Raw genomic sequence first — 19127 nt, 5'->3', positions numbered from 1 at the left:
TGATTCCGCGCGTGAAGGCGTCCAAGGACCTGCCGGCGCCAGTGGCCGCACTACCCAGTGGCTTCTGCCAGCCCGTCCTCACCACGCGGGTCCCCTGAGTCAGGGACGTGGCTCCGGCGCCAGACCCGCCGAATGCTGCATGAGCGACGCGGTGAACGCGTGCCGCGGCGCGGTGCGCACCTGTTGCGCCGGTCCGAGCTCGACGAGTTCACCGGCGTCCAGTACAGCGATCCGGGCGGCCGCCGCCGCGGTGTCGAGGTCGTGGGTGATCAGGACCAGGGACAGCTCCTGCCGCTCGCGCAGCAGCGCGGCGAGGGTGTCGAGCAGGCCGCGCCGGGTGACCGTGTCGAGTCCGGAAGTGATCTCGTCGCAGATCAGCACGCGCGGCCGGGCGAGCAGGGCGCGGGCGAGCGCGGCGCGCTGCAGCTCGCCGCCGGACAGCTGACCGGGTCTGCGCCGTACCAGTTCCTCCGTAAGACCGAGGGCTGCCAGCTCACGCAGAGCCTCGGCCAGGGCATCGTCGGGAGACGCTCCTCGTAGCCGTATCGCCGTGCGTGCCACCTGGTCCAGGACCGGCCGGTATGCGTCGAACGCGGCCCTCGCGTCCTGGAAGACGTACTGGACCGCGGCCAGTTGCCCAGGGGTGCGGGCGCGCAGGCTGTGCGGGAGCGGAGTGCCGTCCAGCAGGACATCCCCGTCATGATCCCGGTGGAGTCCGGCCAGACAGCGGGCGAGAGTGGTTTTGCCGCTGCCGGAGCGGCCGACGACGGCCAGGCACTCGCCGGAGAGGAGGGTGAGTTCGGGGAGGTGCACCACTTCGGTCGTACGGCGGGAGCCATTGCGGTGCCGTGCGGTGAGGCCCCTTATCTGGAGCACCGCGCGCCCTCCCGCAGCGGGCGGACCGTCGGCCACCGTGCGTTCCGCCGCCAGGAGTTCGGCGGTCCATGGATGCTGCGGTGCGAGCCACAGCCGCTCGGCCGGACCGGCCTCCACCACTTGGCCGCCCCGCAGGACAACAACCTCGTCGGCGAGGGAGCGGACGACATCCAGGTCATGGCTCAGCAGCACCACGGCGATGCCTTGCCGGGCGACCGCCGCCAACCGGCCGACGATGCGCCGCTTCGTCACCGCGTCCTGCCCCGTGGTCGGCTCGTCCGCCACCACCACCCTGGCGCCGAGCAGCAACGCCTGCGCCAGAACGACGCGCTGCTGCTGACCACCCGACAGCTGATGTGGATGGCGACGCAACAACCCCTCGCCGTCGGGGAGTTGGGCCATGGTGAGGGCCTGCAGGACGCGCTTGTGGGCGGCGGCCCGGCGCTCGGACCTGGGCAGGCTCCGCACCTGGCCGCGGGCGATGTCGTGCAGCAGCGCGCCCACCCGGCGGGCGGGGTTGAGGGCGGCCCCGGGGTGCTGGGGTACGTAACCGACCAGGCCGTCGGGCACCCGTACGTCGCCGGTCACCCGCGAGCCCGCCGGGTACTCGCCGAGCAGAGCGAGACCCGTGGTCGTCTTGCCGCTGCCGGAGGCACCGACAAGCGCGGTGACCTGCCCCGGCCGGACCCGGAGGCTCACCCCGTCGACAATCGGCCGGCCGTCGATCTCGACTCGCAGGTTGGTGATCTCAGCGACCGTGTCCACACCCGATTCCCCTCTTCCGGTACGGCTTTTCCAGTGCGGCGTCGAAGAGCAGGTTGCTCCCCATGGTCAGGGCGATGATCAGCAGCGCCGGCACCACCACCGCCCAGGGCTGGAGGAACAGCCCCGTACGGTTGCGGTCCACCATCACCGCCCAGTCGGCGGCATCCGGCGCGACACCGACGCCGAGAAAGGCCGCCGTCGACACCAGATGGAGCACACCCGTCAGCCGCATGCCGGCGTCGGCGGCGAGGGTGCGCGCAGCCGATCTGCCGACATATCCGATGGCCATGCGCCACCATGACTCGCCCTGCATGCGAAGCGCCTCGACCGCCGGACGGGAGGCCGCCTCGGCCGCGGTGGCGCGCACCATCCGCGCGGCGTCCGGGACGTTGACCAGGGCCACCAGCAGCGCGAGGCCCACCGCACCCGGTGAGACAACGCAGGCCACCAGCAGGATCAGCAGCAGCGACGGCACGGCGAGCAGCACATCCAGGGGCCGCATCAGCAGCTCGTCCAGCCATACCCGGTGCGTGAGCGCCCCCGTCAGTCCGACGGGCAGCGCCACCAGATAGGCCAGGCCGGTCGAGACCAGTGCGACAGCGACCACGGACCGTCCGCCCAGCAGTACTTGCCGCCAGGTGTCCCGGCCGACGAAGTCCGTGCCGAGCCAGTGTCCGCCGCCGAGGGCGAAGGAGGGGGCTCGCGGTCCGGGCCCGCCCGCGAACAGTGGCCCCAGCAGAGCGAGGGCAACGGGGACGGCAAGGATCAGCAGGGCGAGCATGAAGCGTCCCGGCCGGGCGCCCGCGCGCGTCATCATGCGGCCACCCCCGCCCGCGGAGCGAAGCGGTGGGCCACCAGGTCGGCGAGAAGATTCAGGACGACGGCGGTCAGGCCGAAGACCACAGCCAGGCCCTGCACCACCGGAACATCGCGTTCCGCGATGGCATTCATGAGCACCGTTCCCAGTCCGGGGATCACATACAGCGCCTCCACGACGACGACCCCGCACAGCAGCCAGTCGATCGTGCGGGCGAGCTGCTGGGCGGCAGGCGCAAGGGCGTTGGGCAACGCATGCGCGTACCGGATACGGGCGCCCGGGATGCCGTAGCGGCGGGCCTGGGCGGCGTACGGCGAGGCCAGCGCGTCGATCATGCCGGCGCGCACCAGGCGGGCCAGCGAGCACACCGGCCGCGACAGCAGGACGAGCACCGGCAGGACGAGCGCCGCCGGGTGGGCGAGCAGGTCGGTGCCGTACCCGACAGCGGTCGGTGGCAGCCAGGCCAGACGCAGGGCGAACACGCTGACCAGCAGCACGCCGAGGGCGAACTCCGGGACCGCGTACACGCCGAGCGTCAGGGCACTGACCAGCCGGTCCACGAGACGGCCCGCGTGCCGGGCGGCCAGCACACCGAGGCCGACCCCGGCCGGTACCAGCAGCGCCACCGTCAGCACGGCGAGCAACACCGTCGGCCCGAAGCCCTCCGCGAGGTACGAGCTGACGGGCCGCCCCGAGGTCAAGGACGCGCCGAGGTCACCGTGCAGCAGACCGGCCGCCCAGTGCGCGAGACGGACGTACGCGGGGCGGTCCAGATGCATCGCCGCGCGGATGGCCGCGATCCGGTCCGGGTCGGGCTGGTCGCCGGCGAGAGCCACCGCGGCGTCGCCCGGCAGCGCCTCGGTGAGGACGAAGACGAGCAGCACCACGGCCGCCGTCTGCGCGGCACCGAGCAGCAGCCGCCGGGCGACCCAGGAACGCGGCCCGCTCACGCCAGCCAGACCTTGTCGAAGCGCGCCCAGTCGAGGGAGTTGGCCGGAGCCCTCCGCTCGACGCCCCGGACACTGCGGGCGGTACCGACGATCCAGTCGGCGAATCCCCAGACCAGGAAGCCGCCCTCCACGTACAGGCGGCGCTGCATGCGCGCATAGACGGCGGCGCGGTCCTTCTTGTCCTTGGTGGACTGGGCCTGCTGATACAGGGCGTCGAAATCCCTGTGCCGCCAGTGGGTGGCGTTGGTGGTGGAACCGGTCAGCAGGCGCTGGGAGACATGGGATTCGATGGGCATGGCGCCGGAGCGGTAGCAGCACAGCGTCCCGGAGTCGAGGATGTCCGTCCAGTAGCTGTCCTTGCTGCCGGTCTTGATCTCTATCGTCACGCCGGCCCTGGCCGCCTGGTCACGGAAGATCGTCGCGGCCTCGGTGAAGCCGGCGGCGACGGGGGAGGTGTCGAGGGCGACCTTCAGCCGCTCGGCGCCGGCCTGCTTGAGCAGATGACGGGCCCGGCCGAGGTCCTGTTCGCGCTGCGGCAGACTGCCGGCGTAGTACTCGTAGCCCTTCCCGAACAGATCGTTGCCGATCTCGCCGGCGCCGGACAGTGCGCCGTCGACCAGCTCCTTGCGATCGGCGATCAGGAAGAACGCCTCCCGGACCCGCTTGTCGTCGAACGGCGGGCGGTCGGTCTTCATCGCGAAGGCCTGCATGGCGCTGTTCCGCAGCCGGACGATCCGGATCCGGCCCCGGCCCTCATGCGCGCGGGCGGTGGCGGGGTTCAGCTCGTGGGCGTACTCGACCTGCCCGCCCAACAGGGCATTGACGCGCGCCGATTCCTCGTTGGCCACGACGAACTCCAGCTCGTCGAGATACGGCGCACCGTCCCAGTAGTCATCATTGCGCCGGAAGACCGCGGACTTGCCGGGGGAGAAGGACACACAGCGGAACGGCCCGCTGCCGACCGGCTTGTGGTCGAAGTCCTGCGCGCCGTCGGGGACGATGTACGCACCGAACGCGGCGAGCACATTGGGGAATTCGGCGGTCGGGCGGGTGAGGACGAACTCGACGGTCCGCTCGTCCAGAGCCCGGCTGGCCTTCAGGTCGATGGGCTCCAGCGACGCCTTGGCCCGGAACGCCTTCCTGGGGTCGGCGATGCGGCGGTAGCTGTAGAGGACGTCCCGGGCGGTCACCGGGCTCCCGTCGTGGAACGCCGCCTTGCGCAGGGAGACCTTCCACCGGTCCAGGGCCGCGTTCGGCTCCCACGCCGAGGCGAGCCGCGGCCGGGCGGAGAGGTCGGGGCCGTAATCGGCGAGCTTGTCGAAGAGCGCCTTGGCACGGGCCGCATCGGCGAAGAGGTTGGCCAGATGCGGGTCGAGGGTCTCGCTCGCGCCACCGCCGGCGAAGGCGGCACGGAGCCGTCCGCCGCGCCGCGGCTTACCGTCCCCCTCGGCGTCGGCGCCGGCACGCGAACCGGCGCAGCCGGCTAGGGCGAGCGCGCCGAGCCCGGCGGCCCCGCCGGCCGCAACAAGGAAGCCACGGCGATGAAGGCCGGGGAGGCGGGGGCCGGGGAGGCTGGGGTCGGGGAGGTGGCGATTCGGGAGGTGGGCCTCGGGAAAGCGGGGGGTGGGAAGGCGGGGGGTGGGAAGGCGGGGGTCGTTGTCGGGGACGTGGGCCATGAAGGTGTCCTTCGGGGAGTCGCAGGGGAGAATGCTGGCGGCCCTTACGGAGGGTGATTGCTCGACGCAGAGGGTGACAGTGAGGGAACTAATCACTCTCCGTAGTCGTTGCCGTGAAAGAGGAGGAGGGCAGGCGGCAGGGCGGCGGGCGGGCACGGAAGCGGGCAGGAAGGGGGCGGGAAGGGGGCGGGCAGGAAGTGGGGCGGGCGCAGGCGGGGAGGAGGGCGTGCAGGGGAGGCCGGGCGCGGGGAGGCCGGGCAGGGGGGCGGGAGTGAACGCCCTTGGCTCGCAAGGGCTTTGACCGCAGCAGCTTTGGCGCGCAAGGTCCTCGAAGTGTGAGCGTGACGTGAGCAGACGCGATCAGGTGCTCTCCGCGAGGCGGGCGACGAGATGGAGCCGGTCGCCATCGACCGTGGCAGCGGGCGGATCTCCCGCACGCCAGGGCGGCTCGGTGCGCGGCCCCGGCCCGTCGTACAGGGCGAGCATGTCGAAACCGTGCGCGGCAAGGACATGGCGCAGCTCCTGGGGAAAGAGAAGCCGCCAGGCCGAGTGCTGCTCAATGGGTGGTGACCCGTCGGCGGCGGTCCACACCCGGGTACGGCGCAGCAGTTGCGCGGCTCGGTCCACGCGCAGGGTGGTGGTGGACCGATAGCTGACGCCCTGCCAGGCGAAGTCGTTGACGGACGCGCCGTCGAGCGTTTCGGTACGGCCGAGGAAGAAGGCTCCGTTACGCATCTCCGCGATGAGCAGGCCGCCGGGGCTCAGAGCCCGCTGGCAGGAGACCAAAAAGCCGTCGAGCTCGTCGTTGGTGTGGCAGTACAGCAGGGCGCTGTCCAGGCAGACCACGGCGTTGAAGGGCCGTTGCCTCAGGTCCAGGTCGAAACGGCGCAGGCCGGCCCGGATGTACTCCGGGCCGGGGTGGTGGGCGCGGGCGTGGTCCAGCATCGCCGCGGACAGATCGGCGCCGACGACCGTACGGCCGGCCTCGTGCAGATGGGCGGCATCGCGGCCGGTGCCGCATCCGATGTCCAGGACCCGAGGGCCGGCCCCGTACCGCCGCAGGCAGTCCTCGGCCCAACGCCCGGCCAGCTGTTGGGAGTCGGGGAAGCGGGCCTCGTACAGGGCCGGGTTGTCGGTGAGCAGATTGGCGTCTCTCGGGAGCAGGTTGGTGTCGCTCGCGAGCAGATTGGTGTCTCTCATCCGTGTCTCCGCACGCATCTGTGCCTCCGCACGCATCGATGCATCTGCACGCATCGATGCGTGCGGATGTATGGGGGTCTGCGTATGCATCCGTGCCTCCGCACGCATCCGTGTCTCCTCATGAATCGGTGGCCTCCCTGCCTCTGCACGCATCGCCCTCTCCTCATGTCTCTCCTCGCCGTCTCCACACGCGGGTCCCGTGCGGGCCAAGCCGGCACCCGTGCGGGGCACGCCGGCACCGGTACGGGGCACGCCGGCACCGGTACGGGTCACGCCGCCACCCGTGCGGGTCACGCCGCCACCGGTACGGGTCACGCCGCCACCGGTACGGGTCACGCCGCCACCCGTGCGGGCCACGCCGGCACCGGAACGGGTCACGCCGCCACCCGTGCAGGCCACGCCGCCACCGGATACGGGCCAGTCGACACCGGTAGGACTCACGCCGGCACCCGTACCGGCGCCACCTGCTCGGGCAGGGAGCGGAGGCTGTGCAGCCAGGCGATCGCTGTGGCGGAGACGAGTCCGAAGGTCAGGCAGCACGCCCAGGGCAGCCACTGCGTCCCCGTGCGTTCGCCGGTGTCCATGGCCCAGCCGACGACCGCGTTGCCCGCGGCCGCGGCGACGCCCGAGACGACGTAGAACAGCCCGAAGTAGGTGCCGGTCAGTTCGGGGCGGCCGAAGCGGGGGATCAGCTCCATCACGAACGGCTGGGCGATCATGATGCCCAGGTAGAGGAGCAGCGCACCGGCCAGGACGGGCAGCGCGCCGAGTGCCGCCGCTGCGGGGCCGCCGTGTGCCGTCCCGGATCCCGCCACCGCCATCGGTGGTACGAAGCCCAGGCCCATCAGCGCAATGCCCGCGCCGATCCATCGCGCCCGGCTGGCCCGTTCCTTCAACGCCCGGGTGAGGCGCAGTTGCAGCGAGAGGTTGGTGAGGGTGCCGACGAGGAAGACGATGCCCGCCGCGCCGTCCCAGCCGGTGGCCCGGCGGGCGCCGTCCGGGAGGAGCAGATAAAGCTGGTTCTCCAGGGTGAACATGCCGACCATGGCCAGGGCGAATGCCAGGAAGCCGCGGTTGCTGACGACTTCCCGCCAGTCCGCGACGACGCTGTTCCCGGACGGCGCGACCTCGTGTGCGGGAAGCACGACGGCCTGGGCAATGGTGAGCACCGCGAAGACTCCGGCCGCCGTGAGCGCGGAGGCCCGGAAGTCGACCAGCAGCAGGGCGCTGCCGAGCAGCGGCCCCACCAGGGCCCCCGTGGTCGCGAACACATTGAACAGGGCGAACGCCTCGGCCTTGCGTTCCCCCGACTCCAGGGCGAGGTACGTCCGCACCGCCGGGTTGAACAGTGCCCCGGCCAGGCCGCTGAGCACCGACGCGGCCAGCAGTACGGCCAGTCCGTCGCCGAGCGCGAAGAGCCCGAAGCCGACGGTGCGCAGCGCGCAGCCGGCGATGATGACCCGGCGCGCTCCCAGCCGGTCCGCTGCCGATCCGCCGATGAGGAAGAGGCCCTGCTGGCTGAGGTTGCGTACGCCGAGCACGATGCCGACCGCCGCCGCCGACATCCCGAGGTCGTCGCCCAGGTGGACGGCGAGGTATGGAACGAGCAGGTAGAAGCCGGTGTTGACGCCGAGCTGGTTGACCAGGAGGAGCCGTATCGCGGTGGGGAAGCCGCGTATCTCGTGCCAGGTCTTCATGACGGCTGCCCTTCGCCGACGCGCGGACGTATCCCGAGGCCGGGGGCGCGGCTCGCCCGGACACTGCCGTCGGTGCCGCCGATGCCGGTCCAGGGATCGTGGGCGAGCAGCAGATGCCCGTCGAGGTCGGTCCACCGGGCCCGGTCGGCGAGATGGACGGCGGGGGCGATCCCGAGCGTGCTGGCGGTCAGACAGCCGAGCATCAGCTCGGTCCCGGACCCGTCGATCAGTTCGGCGATCCGCAGTGCCGCGCTGACGCCGCCGCATTTGGGGAGCTTGACGTTGATGCCCTGTACCCGGCCCGCGAGCCGGCGGGCATCCTCGTGGTCGACCGCGTCCTCGTCGGCGATGACCGGCAGCGGCGAGCGTTCGGCGAGCCGCGCGAGCGCCTCGGGGTCGCCCGGCGCCAGCGGCTGTTCGACGGCCTCGATTCCCAGCTCCGCGAGGCGGGGCAGCAGGCTCTCCGCCACACCGACGGTCCAGGCGCCATTGGGGTCCACAAGCAGCCGCGCATCGGGCGCCGCGGCACGTACGGCCCGTATACGCAGCAGATCGTCCTCGGGGTCCGGGGCACCGGCCTTGATCTTCAGGACCGAGAAGCCGTCCCGGACCAGGCGTCCGGCCTGCTCCTCGGCCTGCTGCCGAGAGGTGATGCCGATGGTGCGGGCGGTCGCCGCGGAGGGCGTGTCCGGTGTGCCGAGGAGCTGGTGGACGGGGGTGTCCGCGCGCTTGCCGGCCAGGTCGAGCAGCGCCGACTCGACCGCCGCGGTCACGGCGGGCGGAGTGCCGTCCGCCGGCAGCGCGCCGCTGCGCAGGGCCGCCAGTGCGGTCTCCGGATCACCGAACCGGCCCAGTTCCAGGGCGACTTCGTTCAGCAGGCGGGTGATGGTGGCGGCGTCGAGACGGTAGTACGTACTTGCCACGACTTCTCCGTGGCCGCGCTGTCCCTGGTGCTCGATGGACAGCCAGACGGCGTCGCGGGCCGTCATCGTCGAGCGGGAGATGCGCAGTGGCTCGGCGAGTTCGAGCCGTACGGTGCGCTGACTGACCTTCACAGGTCCTCTTCCTGGTCGTTCTGCTGGTCGATTGCCACATCTGCTCTGCCGGCCGTTCGCGGCAACGGCCCCCGCAAGGGATCCGCCACCACCCGGCACCGGGCCCAGCCGGCGGCCTCCACGGCGCTGGGGTGCGGGATCTCGATGGGGCGGGTGGCGGCGGTGGCCGGATCGAGACCGTGAGCGGCGAGGAAGCCGTCGTCGTAGACGCTGCCGAGGTAGCGGTACGCCCCGTCCGGAAAGACCGCGGCGACGACGGCTCCCGGATGGATCCGGGCGGCCCAGGCCGCCACCAGGGCGACCGCCCCGGTGCTCCAGCCGCCGCCGACGAAATTGCCGCGCGCCAGCCGACGGCAGGCGCCGATGGCCTCGGCGGGGCCGACCCAGTGGACCTCGTCGAATGCCTCGTAGGCGACATTACGCGGATGGATGCTGCTGCCCAGGCCGCGCATCAGCCGGGGCCTGGCGGGCTGGCCGAAGATGGTCGAGCCGGTGGCATCGACGCCGATCAGCCGCAGCCCGGGCCAGTGCCGCCGCAGCGGGCCGCTGACCCCGGCGCTGTGACCGCCCGTGCCGACGCTGCACACCAGCACATCGAGGTGGTCCAGCGAAGCGGCCAGTTCGGCGGCGAGGGAGGCGTAACCGGCCACGTTGTCGGGGTTGTTGTACTGGTCCGGCCAGTACGCACCGGGCAGTTGCGCCAGCAGTTCCCGCAGCCTCGCCAGCCGCGCAGCCTGCCAGCCGCCCTCGGCCGCCGGGCGGTCGACGACTTCCAGCCGGGCGCCGTACGCGCGCAGCAGCTGCCGCATCGAGGGCTCCAGCTCCGCGTCGCCGACCAGCACGATCGGATGCCCGAGGGCCTGGCCGGCGAAGGCCAGCCCGACGCCGAGCGTGCCGGACGTGGACTCCACCACCGGCGCCCCCGGCCGCAGTTCGCCGCGCTCCTTGGCGCCGAGCAGCATGGAGACGGCCGCCCGCGCCTTCATCCCCCCGACGCCGAGCCCCTCGAGCTTGCCCCAGAATCCGGGCTGCGGGCAGGGCAGGTCGGCGGTGATACGGGCGAGCGGAGTTCGACCGAGCAGGGCGAGAAGTTCCCGGTTCCCGGCGGGGCGGAGAACGGCCGTGGTCACAGGGCGGCCCCGCGTCGCTCGTCACAGCCGTAGCGGTGAATGATCCCCGGACCGCCGTCCAGCCAGAAGAACGGGTACGGCTCGGCGCACACCGCGCTCACCCCGGCACCGAGGAAGCGCGGCAGCACCGCGCTGCCGGTCTGGGCGAACATCACCAGCGGCTTGCCGTACCGCAGCGCCTGCTCGCGCAGCGGCTCGAAGCTGCCGTTGCCGAGCGTCATTCCCGACGCGAGGACGGCGTCGCAGCGCTCCAGCTCGGCCAGTGCGTCGGTCCGCACCGGCTCGCCCCACTCCGTCGTACCGCCCTTGAGATCGCAGGGTATGTACGGCACACGCCGCGCGCGCAGCGCCTCCAGCAGCGAGTTCACCACTCCCACGACGAGCACGGTGTGCCCCGGTGGGACGGTGAGCAGCCCGGCGACGGCTCGGGCCCTGGCCCGGGACTTCTCCAGCGAACTCCCGGCGGGCAGCGGCCAGGGCCGTGCACCGGCCGCGGGCCCATGGGGCAGGACATGCATCAGATAGGTGTCCAACGCGGCCACGCGCACCGGCAGCAGCGGGTGCTCCAGCAGCCGGGCGACATCCGCGCCGACGCAGTCGGCGACGGCACCGTCGGGGAGGGCGCCGGGCTCGACCGCGCACGAGCCCACGGCTTCGGCCAGGCGCAGGCTCAGCACCTCGTTCCGGTAGCCGCTGCTGCGCCCGTCGTGCCGTACGGCCTGGCACGTGGTGAACGCCACGGCGATCCGCTGGGTCCGCGGATCGGGGCCGAAGCCGCCGCGCAGCACGCGGTCGACGAGTTCACCGTACGAGGCCGCGACGGTATCCGCGCTGGTGAGGGCGGTGCTGGTGAGGGCGGTCATCGGCCGACCACCTTCGGGCACAGGGCCGGGAGCAGTGCCTCGGTCCGGTCGCGGGCCCCGAGTCCCTCGGCGTCGCCGGCCATGACGTGGCCCAGGTACTCGTTGTTGCTGCCCGCCGCCCTGACCGTCGTGCCGGGCTCGGACAGCTGGACCTCCAGCACGCCCGCGGCCGTGCGCACCTCGTCGGCACCGTCGATGGACTCCAGCACTCCTGCGGTGTCCGGCACCAGGAACCCGATGGCGGCGCTGCGCAGCCCTGTTGGGCGCCGGCGCAGGTCCGGTTCGCGGCCGAGCGCCACATCGACGCAAGCGGCGGCAAGGTCGATCCCCGTCACATGGCGGATCAGTTCCGTGATGCGATTGCCGGCGGGGCGCGCATTGACCTCGACCACACGCGGTCCGTCGGCCGTCAGTTTGATCTCGGTGTGCGCCACGACCGCGTCCAGACCGAGCGCCGTCAGCGCCCGAAGGGCCGTCTCGCCGGCCGCCTCGGCCTCCCCGTCGGCGAGTGCCGCCGGAAACATGTGGCCGGTCTCGACAAAGGCCGGCGCGCCGCCGACGCTCTTGTCGGTCACCCCGACCACGTGTGCCGCACCGGCGAACGACACGGTCTCGACGCTGACTTCGGGTCCCCGCAGCAGCTCCTCGAGCAGGACGGCGGGCGCGCGCCGCTGGCCTCGCGCATTGACGGGGAAGTCCGCGAGCGCCCGATAGGCGCCGGCCAGCTCCGCCTCGTCGTCCACGCGCCGCACGAACATCCCGGCACACAGGTCCACGGGCTTGAGTACGAGGGGATAGCCGATCTCCCGCGCCGCGCAGGCGGCCCCGGCCCAGTCGGCGCAGACCGCGAAACGCGGCCCCGGCACTCCGGCATCGGCCAGCACACGGCGGGTCGTGTCCTTACGGCAGGCATTCCCGACCGCCGTGGCGGCGGGGCCCGGCAGCCCCAGACGGCCGGCGATCCGCGCGGCCGTCGGCAGGTAGTAGTCGCAGGACGTGACCACCCCGTCGAAGCGCAACGCGGCGTGGGCGCGCTCGACGAGAGGCAGCAGCGCCTCGATGTCGTTGGTCTCGGCCGTCAGCACATGGCGGGCCGAGAGCAGCGGGTGCGCGGCGCCCTCGGGGGCGGAGCGCAGGTAGTGGTGCAGATCACGGGTGACGAAGGTGAACTCGTGCCCGCCCTCGCGGATCGCCCGAGGCAGCAACCTGCTCATCGATCCGACCCAGCTCTCGACCATCAGCAGATGGGCCACGGCTTCCCCTTCTCAGTACGCGGGTTGGAGGCATGACGCGTCGGCGGCAGCCGTCCGGGACGGCCGGCTCGCCTTGACGAACCCCACGTTATCGATAATCGTTTTCATTGTCATCTAGCCATCCGTCGCCACTCTGCTCCGCCCACCCCTTTCACCGCGCCCGGCCTCTTCCCATCTCCTCTCGCCTCCTCTCGTCTCCTCTCGTCTCTCCTCGTCTCCTCTTCTCCCGTCCGCCGATTCCCGGAATGCGAGCCCCGTGACTCCCGCCCTGCGCTGCCGAAGCCTCCTCTGCGCCCTCCTGGCAACCGCCGCCATGACTCCGGCCACCCCCGTCCACGCCACCACCCCGCCCCCCTCGCTCCGCTTCGGCGCCTGCCCGGACTCCGTACCGGCCCCGCCCGCCCCCGACCGCGTCGAATGCGGCCGGCTGAGCGTCCCGCTCGACTGGGCACACCCGCACGGCAGGCACATCCGCATCGCCGTCTCCCGCATACGCGCCTCGGGACCGCCGGAAGAGCGGCGCGGCATCCTGCTCGTGAACCCGGGCGGGCCCGGCGGCCCAGGGGTCCCCTACGCCGTCACCAAACGCGCCAGGCTGCCCGAGAGCGTGCGCCGCTCGTACGACGTCATCGGATTCGACCCCCGCGGCACCGGACAGAGCGCGCTCGCCGACTGCGGCCCCATGGGCGGTCTCTTCGCCGGCCCCGGCCCGGATCCGGTGCCGGCCGGCCCCAGGGCGGAAAGGGCGTACCTCACCTCCCTGAAACGCCTGGCGAAGGACTGCGCCACCGGTATCGGCGACGCCCTGCCCCAGCTGTCGACGACCTGGACCGCCCGCGACATGGACGCCCTGCGCGCGGCGCTCGGCGAACAGCGGATCGGCTTCCTGGGCGTCTCGTACGGCAGCTACCTCGGCGCCGCCTACGCCGCCCAATTCCCCCGGCACGTCGGGCGGATGGTGCTCGACAGCGTCGTCGGCCCCTGGGACTGGTACGACTTCGACCTGCGGCAGAGCCGGGCACTGCTGCGCCAGCGCGAGGTGTTCTTCGCCTGGACCGCGCGGCACGCAGCACGCTTCGGCCTCGGCACCGGCGCGGGCCGGGTACGCGCCGCCTACCAAAGCGCACGCGACAGCCTCGCCACCCACCCCGTGAACGGCTTCGGCCCGGCCGAGTTCGACCGCGCCGTCTACCGCGCCCTCGGCCGCACCGAACGCTGGGCGGCCCTCGCCTCAGGCATCCACGCCTACCTGCGCGACGGCAGCACCGAACTCCTCCGCCCCGACACCCCCTTCGACGGCGCCGCATCACGCACGTACGAGTCCGCGAACCGCGCGGTGAAGTGCGCGGACGGTCCCGGCCCCACACCGCGACGCGTCACGGCCGACCTGCGGCGCATGCGGCGACTGGACCCCCGGCCGATCCTCACCGGCATGGAAGCCGCGGCCTGCGCCTACTGGCACCACACCCCCGCCCACCGCACCCGGCTCGGCGGCCCGGACGCTCCCCCCATCCTGCTGATCGCCTCCGAACACGACCCCGTCACCCCCCTCGCAGGAGCCCGGCAGCTCCAGCGCCACCTTCCCGGCTCACGCCTGGTCACGCTCCACAACGACTACTCCCACGGCGTGTTCGCCAGCCGGGGCAACGCCTGCGTGGACGGCGCGGCCGCCTCATATCTCGTCGACGGGACGGTCCCCGCAGCAGACGTGGAGTGCGCCGGGCCCGGCCTGCCGACGCCATGAACCCGACCTGCAGCGCCAGTTACTGTGGGGTCTGAGCTCCGTAACGCCACTGCGCTGGGATGGTCACCTCATGGATCGCACAAAGGGGCCCGGCGCTGAGGTGCTGCTCTTTACGCCTGCGGAGTACGTGGCGGTACAGGCTGCGGTCGCTGCCGGAGCCGGTGGCCGGGCCGGCGGACAACCCTGCACACTCAACTCCCTTTTCGAGCGGTGGAGCGCTGTGGTGCTGGAGTTGGAGGAGGGCTATGCATGGTCGGCGCCCGAGTTCGACAACGACATCTGGTGCCGGAGCGCACTGGGCACGGTCTGGCCCCAGCTGCCTCCACGGGTGCGATCCGTCCGGCAGCCAGAGCTCGACGGACTCGACGACCGGTTCCGCGCGGCCACGGTTCCCTGGCCCGGCCGGCGCGGGGAGGACGGAGCGTGGTGGAAGTGGCGCATCCCCCGGCTACTCGAAGCTGAGACAGGGGACCGATGCGCCCAAGGTTGGCCCCTGGGCTGGGACATGATGCCGTTCCCCAAACCGGGCGCCGTCACTGTCGTCGTCTGAGCGTCGTCGATGCGCGAGGGCCACGAGCCGCGAGGTCCACCGTGCCGGGGCCGGACCCATGCGCCCCTCGCGTACACACAGCCGACGACAAGCCGACAAGAATCTGACGAGAATCCGAGACGAGGTTGTCACACGAAAACCGGAATGCGCGGCCAACTGCCGCTGTTCTGAGCTGACATGACTGTGGGAGTAGCACTCAACGCAACCGACGCCGACAACCAGATCGACGCCACCGTACGGCTCGCTGCGGAGGCCGCGGCCGCTGGGCTGCGGTCCGCCTGGTTCGGGCAGACCTTCGGCGCCGACTCGCCTCAGCTGGCGGCGATCGTCGGGCGGGAAGTACCCGACCTGCACGTCGGTACGTCCGCCATCCCCGTCTTCGGACGTCACCCGCTGCTCGTCTCCAGCCAGGCGCAGACCGCGCAGGCGGCCACACACGGCCGCTACCACCTCGGACTCGCACTCGGCACCAAGCTGCTGACCGAGGCGGGCTTCGGCATCCCTTACGAGCGCCCCATTGCCCGCCTGCGGGAATTCCTGATCGCGCTGCGTCAGCTGACCGAGACCGGCGCCGCCGACTTCCGCGGTGAGCTGCTCACCGCAACCACCCCCGTCCCCGCGCGCGTGCCGGGCGCCGAGGGCGGCGTGCCGCTGCTCGTCGCCGCGATGGGCCCACAGGCACTGCGGGCCAGTGGCGAGCTGGCGGACGGGATCCTGCCGTATCTCGCCGGGCCCCGAGCCCTCGCCGAGCACATCGTCCCGGCCGTCACCGCAGCGGCCGAGGCCGCAGGCCGTCCCGCGCCCCGGATCGTGGCGCTCGTACACGGTGTGGTCACCGACGATGTCGACTCCGTACGCGAGACGGTCACCGAACAGCTCGCGTTCTACGAGCAGATCCCCTCCTACGCCCGGGCCATCGAACTCTCCGGCGGCAAAAGGGCCGCCGATGTGGCTGTGATCGGCGACGAGCGGACGGTCGCCGCCGAGGTGCAGCGCTACCGGGACGCGGGGGCGACGGAGGTGGTCTTCTCGGGAACGGAAACCGCCGGCGACGCTGCCCGGCGCCGTACCTGGACACTCCTGGGGGAGCTGGCAGGCTGAGCGCAGAGGTCGGGGCGATCGAAGCCGGAGACAGTTGTGTGGAGTTGTCCTGGCTCGCTGAGGGGCCGCGTCCGGGATCAGCCGGCCGTCTGCCGCAGCACCATGCAGACGAAGCCCCAGGTGTCTCGGTAGATTCGCAGCCACTCCGAGCGGCGGATGGAGGCTGTCTCCAGCACCTGCGGGCTGTCCGGGGCGGCGGGGTGGTCCAGGGCCCATGAGGCCAGCGACCCCCAGCAGGTCCACTCGTAGTCGTCCAGCTCGCGGCGCGTGCTGACGTGCCCGTGGACAGGAGTCCACCCGTCGGCGGCGACGCGGTCCACCGTGGTGGCCAGGTCGGTGAAGTCCCCCAGCATCTCCACCGCCTCCTGTGAAGGCCGGCGCTCCCAGATGCCCTCACCGATGAGCACGCGTCCGCCGGGAGCCAGGTGCTTGCGTGCGGCCGCGAGGGTGGGGAGCAGGCCACCGAAAGCGTGCGTGGCCCCGACGCTGAGCACCAGGTCGAACGAGTGCGGAGAGGAGAAACTTTCGGCTTCTTGGCAGTGGAGGCCGAGGCGCTCTTGGACGCCGAGGCCGAGCGCGGCCCGGCGGGCCTGCGCCAGGGCGTCCTCGGACACGTCAACCCCCTCGGCGTGAAGCTGCGGGTACGCAGTCAGGGCACGCAGAAGCCATTCCCCGGTGCCGCAACCGAGGTCGAGCACACGCTCGTTGCCGCCTGTGAGGCCGCGTTCCAGCAGTTGGCGCACCGAGTCGTCGTCGAGCGGGGACTTTATCGGGTGGCCGGCATGGGCGATCCTGGAGATCTGGTCACGATTCACCGGCGCAGCCTGGCAGCGTCAGAGACCGCACACACCTTATTTTCTCGGGCCTCTGAGCAGAAGCGTGCACCCATGACGTGGCGGGGGGACCCCCGGACGCCAGGCCCGTGGGCCGGGGCAGACTCCCCGGCCCATGGACCTTCCCCGTTCGCCTTACACGGACCCGTTCGCGGCAGCGCGCACGATCCGTACGACCTCCTCGGCGCTTACCCCGGGACGGTCGAGGGCATCCACGTCCTCCGCGCCCGCCTCCCGCAGATGGGCACGGGCCGCTTCGACGTCGCCCTGGCGGGCCGCCACCTGGGCGTAGAGCCGGTGCGCCGTCCGATGACGGGAGCTCCGCTCGAGGATGACGTCGAGCTGCTCACGGCACTCCTCGTCCGCTTCCTGCGCGCAGAGCACCTCGGCCAGCTCGAGCCGGGGATCGAAGAGCGAGGTGAGCATGAACCCCGAGTAGCGGGACCGGACATAGCCGTGGATGTCGACGGCCGTACGCAGCCAGGTCACCGCGTCGTCGGGCCGCCCGAGCGCGCGGAAGGTACGTCCGAGCCAGTACGCGCCCTCCGGGACGTCCTTCTCGTACGCCAGCCGCAGCAAGGGCTCCGCCTCGGCGGCGTCACCGCGCAGGAACAGCGCGCGGCCGGCCTTGAAGGCGGGCATGCCGTGTCCCTCCTCGGCGGCCTGCCGCCACAGCCGGACCGCCTCCTGCTTGTCGCCGTAGTCGTCCGACCGCTCGGCGCACCACCAGGCCGCCGGCCCGCTGCCGAGCCGGGCGGCCCGGCGCAGCCAGCGCTCGGCGCCGGTCTTGTCATCCATGTCCAGATACAGCTGGCCCAGCTCATCGGTGGCCTCCGGGGCGAGCTCGGGGTTCTCGGCGGCCGGGCGGTAGTGGTCCAGCAGGCGCTCGGGCCGGGTCCCCATGCCCTTCAGCATCCGGCCGAGAGCCAGCCCGGCCCCGGCGTGGCCGGCCGCGAAGGCGCGCTTGTACCACGCGATGGCCTCCGGGAGGTCCCGCTTGTGGGCCAGGAGGTCGGCCAGTTCGGTGGCGGCTTCGGCGTCGCCGGCCTCGGCGCGGGGACGCAGGGCGAGCAGGCGGGACTCGTCCTCCGGAGCGAGCACATTGTCCGGCTCCTCCCGCAGCTCATCGAGGTGTTCGAGCTGCTCCTCGTAGCCCTCGTGCTCCGACCGTTCGATCCATGTGTACGCCTCGTCCAGGCGGCGCCGGCGCTTGTAGAGCAGACCGAGGTTCCACTGGGCCATCTCGTCGCCGCCCTCGGCTGCCTTGAGGTACCACTGCTCCGCCAGCGCTATCTCGCCGCGGCCCTCGCGAAGGACGGCGAAGACACGGGCTCCGCGCAGGCTTCCCCGTTCATGGGCGCGCAGGAGGAGGGCGTCCGCCTCCTCGAAGCGGTTCTGTTCCCGTTCGATCACGAGCGCGTGATCGACGAGGGCGTGGTCGCAGCCGAGTTCCGCCGCCCGTTCGTAGATCTTCTCCGCGTCGGCGACCAGCCAGGGGTAGGCGCGGAAGACGTTCTTCTCGTACAGCAGGTCCTCGATGGCATCGAACGCCTCCTCGGCGTCCTCGGCCTCCGTCAGCTCGTCCGCGTACTCGACGAGCTTGCCCTCGGCCGTGTCCATCGCGTCGAGGGCGTGGTGGGCGATGTGGTCGCCTGCATCGGCCGCCTCCCAGAGCTGCTCACGTGCCGCTTCCTCCTGACCGTTTCGGGCCAGCAGCACCGCACCGTTGGTCTTGCAGGCGAGGCTGCCGAGCGCCGCGCCGCGGCGGTACCACTCGGCGGCGCCCTCCAGATCTCCGCCCTCCTCCAGGAAGTTCGCGAGCCCGAAGGCGCAGCCGCCGTCGGTGTCCGCGGCGGAGCGGTACCAGCGCTCGGCCGTCTCCCATTCGCCGCGGTCCTTGGCTGTCACGGCCCGCTTCCGGGCGGCCGTGGCGAGGCCCGCTTCGGCGCCGCGCTCCAGCCACGGCACGGCCTCGTCGACCCGGCCGGTGGCGATGAGCAACTCGCCGTAGGCCGCGGCGGCTTCCGGACTGCCGGACTCGGCCGCGGTGGACAGCAGCGGCTTTGCGGCGTCGTAGTCGTCGGCATCGAGCAGCCGCCGCCCGTCGGCGAGGAGTTCTTCGGTGCTCTGAGCCGGGAGGTCGGTGCTCAACTGCTTTCCTTTTCTGCGGAGACGGGGCTGCGCCGACTGGGGCAAGCGGGGCTGCGCCCGCCGGGGCAGGTGGCTCCCGAAGACTACTGACCTTGAATGCGTGGTGTCGTGGGGGGGCCGAGGGATGGTGATCCTGGTGCGGATCAAGACCCTGACCGGGCACCGGCTCCACAAGAGCTACCCCCCCGATCCGGAGGAGCTGGTCGCTGATCGCCGCTGTCCGGCGGGACCGGCTCTTGCCCCCCGCCTGACCATTCACAGGGCCGCCCCCGTTCAAGCTCACCATGCATTCGAACGCGGGTTCCTGGCACCAGATGATCATTGATACGGTCCCGCCACGGCTGACGCAGAGGGATCACCGAGCGGCCCCGGCCGGTTCCCTGGAGTGGGACTGCACCCACGTCCCGTTCGCGTGGAGCCGTAGGAAGCCGGGCGGCCCGGCGAATGCAGTCTTCGCGGACCGCGA

Annotated in this window: 15 protein-coding genes; 3 read left to right on the top strand and 12 right to left on the bottom strand. The window is 72.1% G+C overall.

Translation table 11 applies throughout. The annotated features are described in order from the left end of the window. Window positions 1–99: 99 nt before the first annotated feature. The 10 genes from AB0D04_RS04415 to AB0D04_RS04370 all read right to left on the bottom strand — a co-directional run bounded on the left by AB0D04_RS04415 (window position 100) and on the right by AB0D04_RS04370 (window position 12282). Window positions 100–1641, bottom strand: a complete 1542-nt coding sequence (locus AB0D04_RS04415; RefSeq protein WP_362699267.1) for an ATP-binding cassette domain-containing protein — start codon at window positions 1639–1641, stop codon at window positions 100–102. Then, window positions 1625–2458, bottom strand: a complete 834-nt coding sequence (locus tag AB0D04_RS04410; protein WP_362699265.1) for an ABC transporter permease — start codon at window positions 2456–2458, stop codon at window positions 1625–1627. Before AB0D04_RS04410 ends, AB0D04_RS04415 begins: the two co-directional genes overlap by 17 nt. Then, a complete protein-coding gene (locus AB0D04_RS04405; RefSeq protein WP_362699263.1) occupies window positions 2455–3408 on the bottom strand; it encodes an ABC transporter permease in 954 nt (317 codons plus the stop codon). Before AB0D04_RS04405 ends, AB0D04_RS04410 begins: the two co-directional genes overlap by 4 nt. Continuing rightward, complete coding sequence (locus tag AB0D04_RS04400) at window positions 3405–5084, bottom strand: ABC transporter substrate-binding protein (protein ID WP_362699261.1); 1680 nt, start codon at window positions 5082–5084, stop codon at window positions 3405–3407. The genes AB0D04_RS04405 and AB0D04_RS04400 overlap by 4 nt, the downstream gene beginning before the upstream one ends. Window positions 5085–5444: 360 nt before the next feature. Then, window positions 5445–6284: a class I SAM-dependent methyltransferase gene (locus AB0D04_RS04395; protein WP_362699259.1), complete on the bottom strand. Its 840-nt coding sequence runs from the start codon at window positions 6282–6284 to the stop codon at window positions 5445–5447. Window positions 6285–6721: 437 nt separating this feature from the next. Continuing rightward, window positions 6722–7981, bottom strand: coding sequence for an MFS transporter (locus AB0D04_RS04390; RefSeq protein ID WP_362699257.1), 1260 nt, complete (start codon window positions 7979–7981; stop codon window positions 6722–6724). Further along, window positions 7978–9036: a dipeptide epimerase gene (locus AB0D04_RS04385; RefSeq protein ID WP_362699255.1), complete on the bottom strand. Its 1059-nt coding sequence runs from the start codon at window positions 9034–9036 to the stop codon at window positions 7978–7980. Before AB0D04_RS04385 ends, AB0D04_RS04390 begins: the two co-directional genes overlap by 4 nt. Then, entirely contained in the window at window positions 9033–10166 is a 1134-nt protein-coding gene (locus tag AB0D04_RS04380; RefSeq protein ID WP_362699253.1) for a cysteine synthase family protein, read from the bottom strand. Before AB0D04_RS04380 ends, AB0D04_RS04385 begins: the two co-directional genes overlap by 4 nt. Beyond that, the gene (locus AB0D04_RS04375) at window positions 10163–11029 is read right to left on the bottom strand and encodes a DUF364 domain-containing protein (RefSeq protein ID WP_362699251.1); all 867 of its coding nucleotides are present in this window, start codon (window positions 11027–11029) and stop codon (window positions 10163–10165) included. Before AB0D04_RS04375 ends, AB0D04_RS04380 begins: the two co-directional genes overlap by 4 nt. Beyond that, window positions 11026–12282 (bottom strand): ATP-grasp domain-containing protein, encoded by a 1257-nt coding sequence (locus AB0D04_RS04370; protein ID WP_362699249.1) that lies wholly within the window; start codon window positions 12280–12282, stop codon window positions 11026–11028. The genes AB0D04_RS04375 and AB0D04_RS04370 overlap by 4 nt, the downstream gene beginning before the upstream one ends. 256 nt (window positions 12283–12538) lie before the next feature. Between AB0D04_RS04370 and AB0D04_RS04365 the strand changes: the two genes are divergently transcribed. The 3 genes from AB0D04_RS04365 (at window position 12539) to AB0D04_RS04355 (ending at window position 15677) form a co-directional block, all read left to right on the top strand. Continuing rightward, complete coding sequence (locus tag AB0D04_RS04365) at window positions 12539–14026, top strand: alpha/beta hydrolase (protein ID WP_362699247.1); 1488 nt, start codon at window positions 12539–12541, stop codon at window positions 14024–14026. A gap of 70 nt (window positions 14027–14096) precedes the next feature. Continuing rightward, a complete protein-coding gene (locus tag AB0D04_RS04360; RefSeq protein ID WP_362699245.1) occupies window positions 14097–14576 on the top strand; it encodes a hypothetical protein in 480 nt (159 codons plus the stop codon). Between the two features lie 177 nt (window positions 14577–14753). Then, window positions 14754–15677 carry an LLM class F420-dependent oxidoreductase gene (locus AB0D04_RS04355; RefSeq protein WP_362699244.1) on the top strand — a complete coding sequence of 308 codons (924 nt, stop codon included), beginning with the start codon at window positions 14754–14756 and terminating at the stop codon, window positions 15675–15677. A gap of 77 nt (window positions 15678–15754) precedes the next feature. Here the strand turns inward: AB0D04_RS04355 and AB0D04_RS04350 are convergent, their stop codons facing one another. Both AB0D04_RS04350 and AB0D04_RS04345 read right to left on the bottom strand, forming a co-directional pair. Further along, the gene (locus AB0D04_RS04350; RefSeq protein WP_362699242.1) at window positions 15755–16492 is read right to left on the bottom strand and encodes a class I SAM-dependent methyltransferase; all 738 of its coding nucleotides are present in this window, start codon (window positions 16490–16492) and stop codon (window positions 15755–15757) included. 153 nt (window positions 16493–16645) lie between these two features. After that, entirely contained in the window at window positions 16646–18661 is a 2016-nt protein-coding gene (locus tag AB0D04_RS04345; protein WP_362699240.1) for a tetratricopeptide repeat protein, read from the bottom strand. Window positions 18662–19127 lie beyond the last annotated feature (466 nt).

This window comes from Streptomyces sp. NPDC048483 (assembly GCF_040651455.1).
In the GTDB taxonomy this organism is placed as follows: Bacteria; Actinomycetota; Actinomycetes; order Streptomycetales; family Streptomycetaceae; genus Streptomyces.
Note: the sequence above shows the minus strand (reverse complement) of the source record. Positions and strands in the feature narration are given on the sequence as shown.

Bases quoted from the DNA above. Each gene is read 5' to 3' on its own strand.
- AB0D04_RS04395 (WP_362699259.1), bottom strand. From the start codon at position 6,284: ATGAGAGACACCAATCTGCTCGCGAGCGACACCAACCTGCTCCCGAGA.
- AB0D04_RS04390 (WP_362699257.1), bottom strand. From the start codon at position 7,981: ATGAAGACCTGGCACGAGATACGCGGCTTCCCCACCGCGATACGGCTC.
- AB0D04_RS04360 (WP_362699245.1), top strand. From the start codon at position 14,097: ATGGATCGCACAAAGGGGCCCGGCGCTGAGGTGCTGCTCTTTACGCCT.
- AB0D04_RS04355 (WP_362699244.1), top strand. From the start codon at position 14,754: ATGACTGTGGGAGTAGCACTCAACGCAACCGACGCCGACAACCAGATC.
- AB0D04_RS04410 (WP_362699265.1), bottom strand. From the start codon at position 2,458: ATGATGACGCGCGCGGGCGCCCGGCCGGGACGCTTCATGCTCGCCCTG.
- AB0D04_RS04400 (WP_362699261.1), bottom strand. From the start codon at position 5,084: ATGGCCCACGTCCCCGACAACGACCCCCGCCTTCCCACCCCCCGCCTT.
- AB0D04_RS04375 (WP_362699251.1), bottom strand. From the start codon at position 11,029: ATGACCGCCCTCACCAGCACCGCCCTCACCAGCGCGGATACCGTCGCG.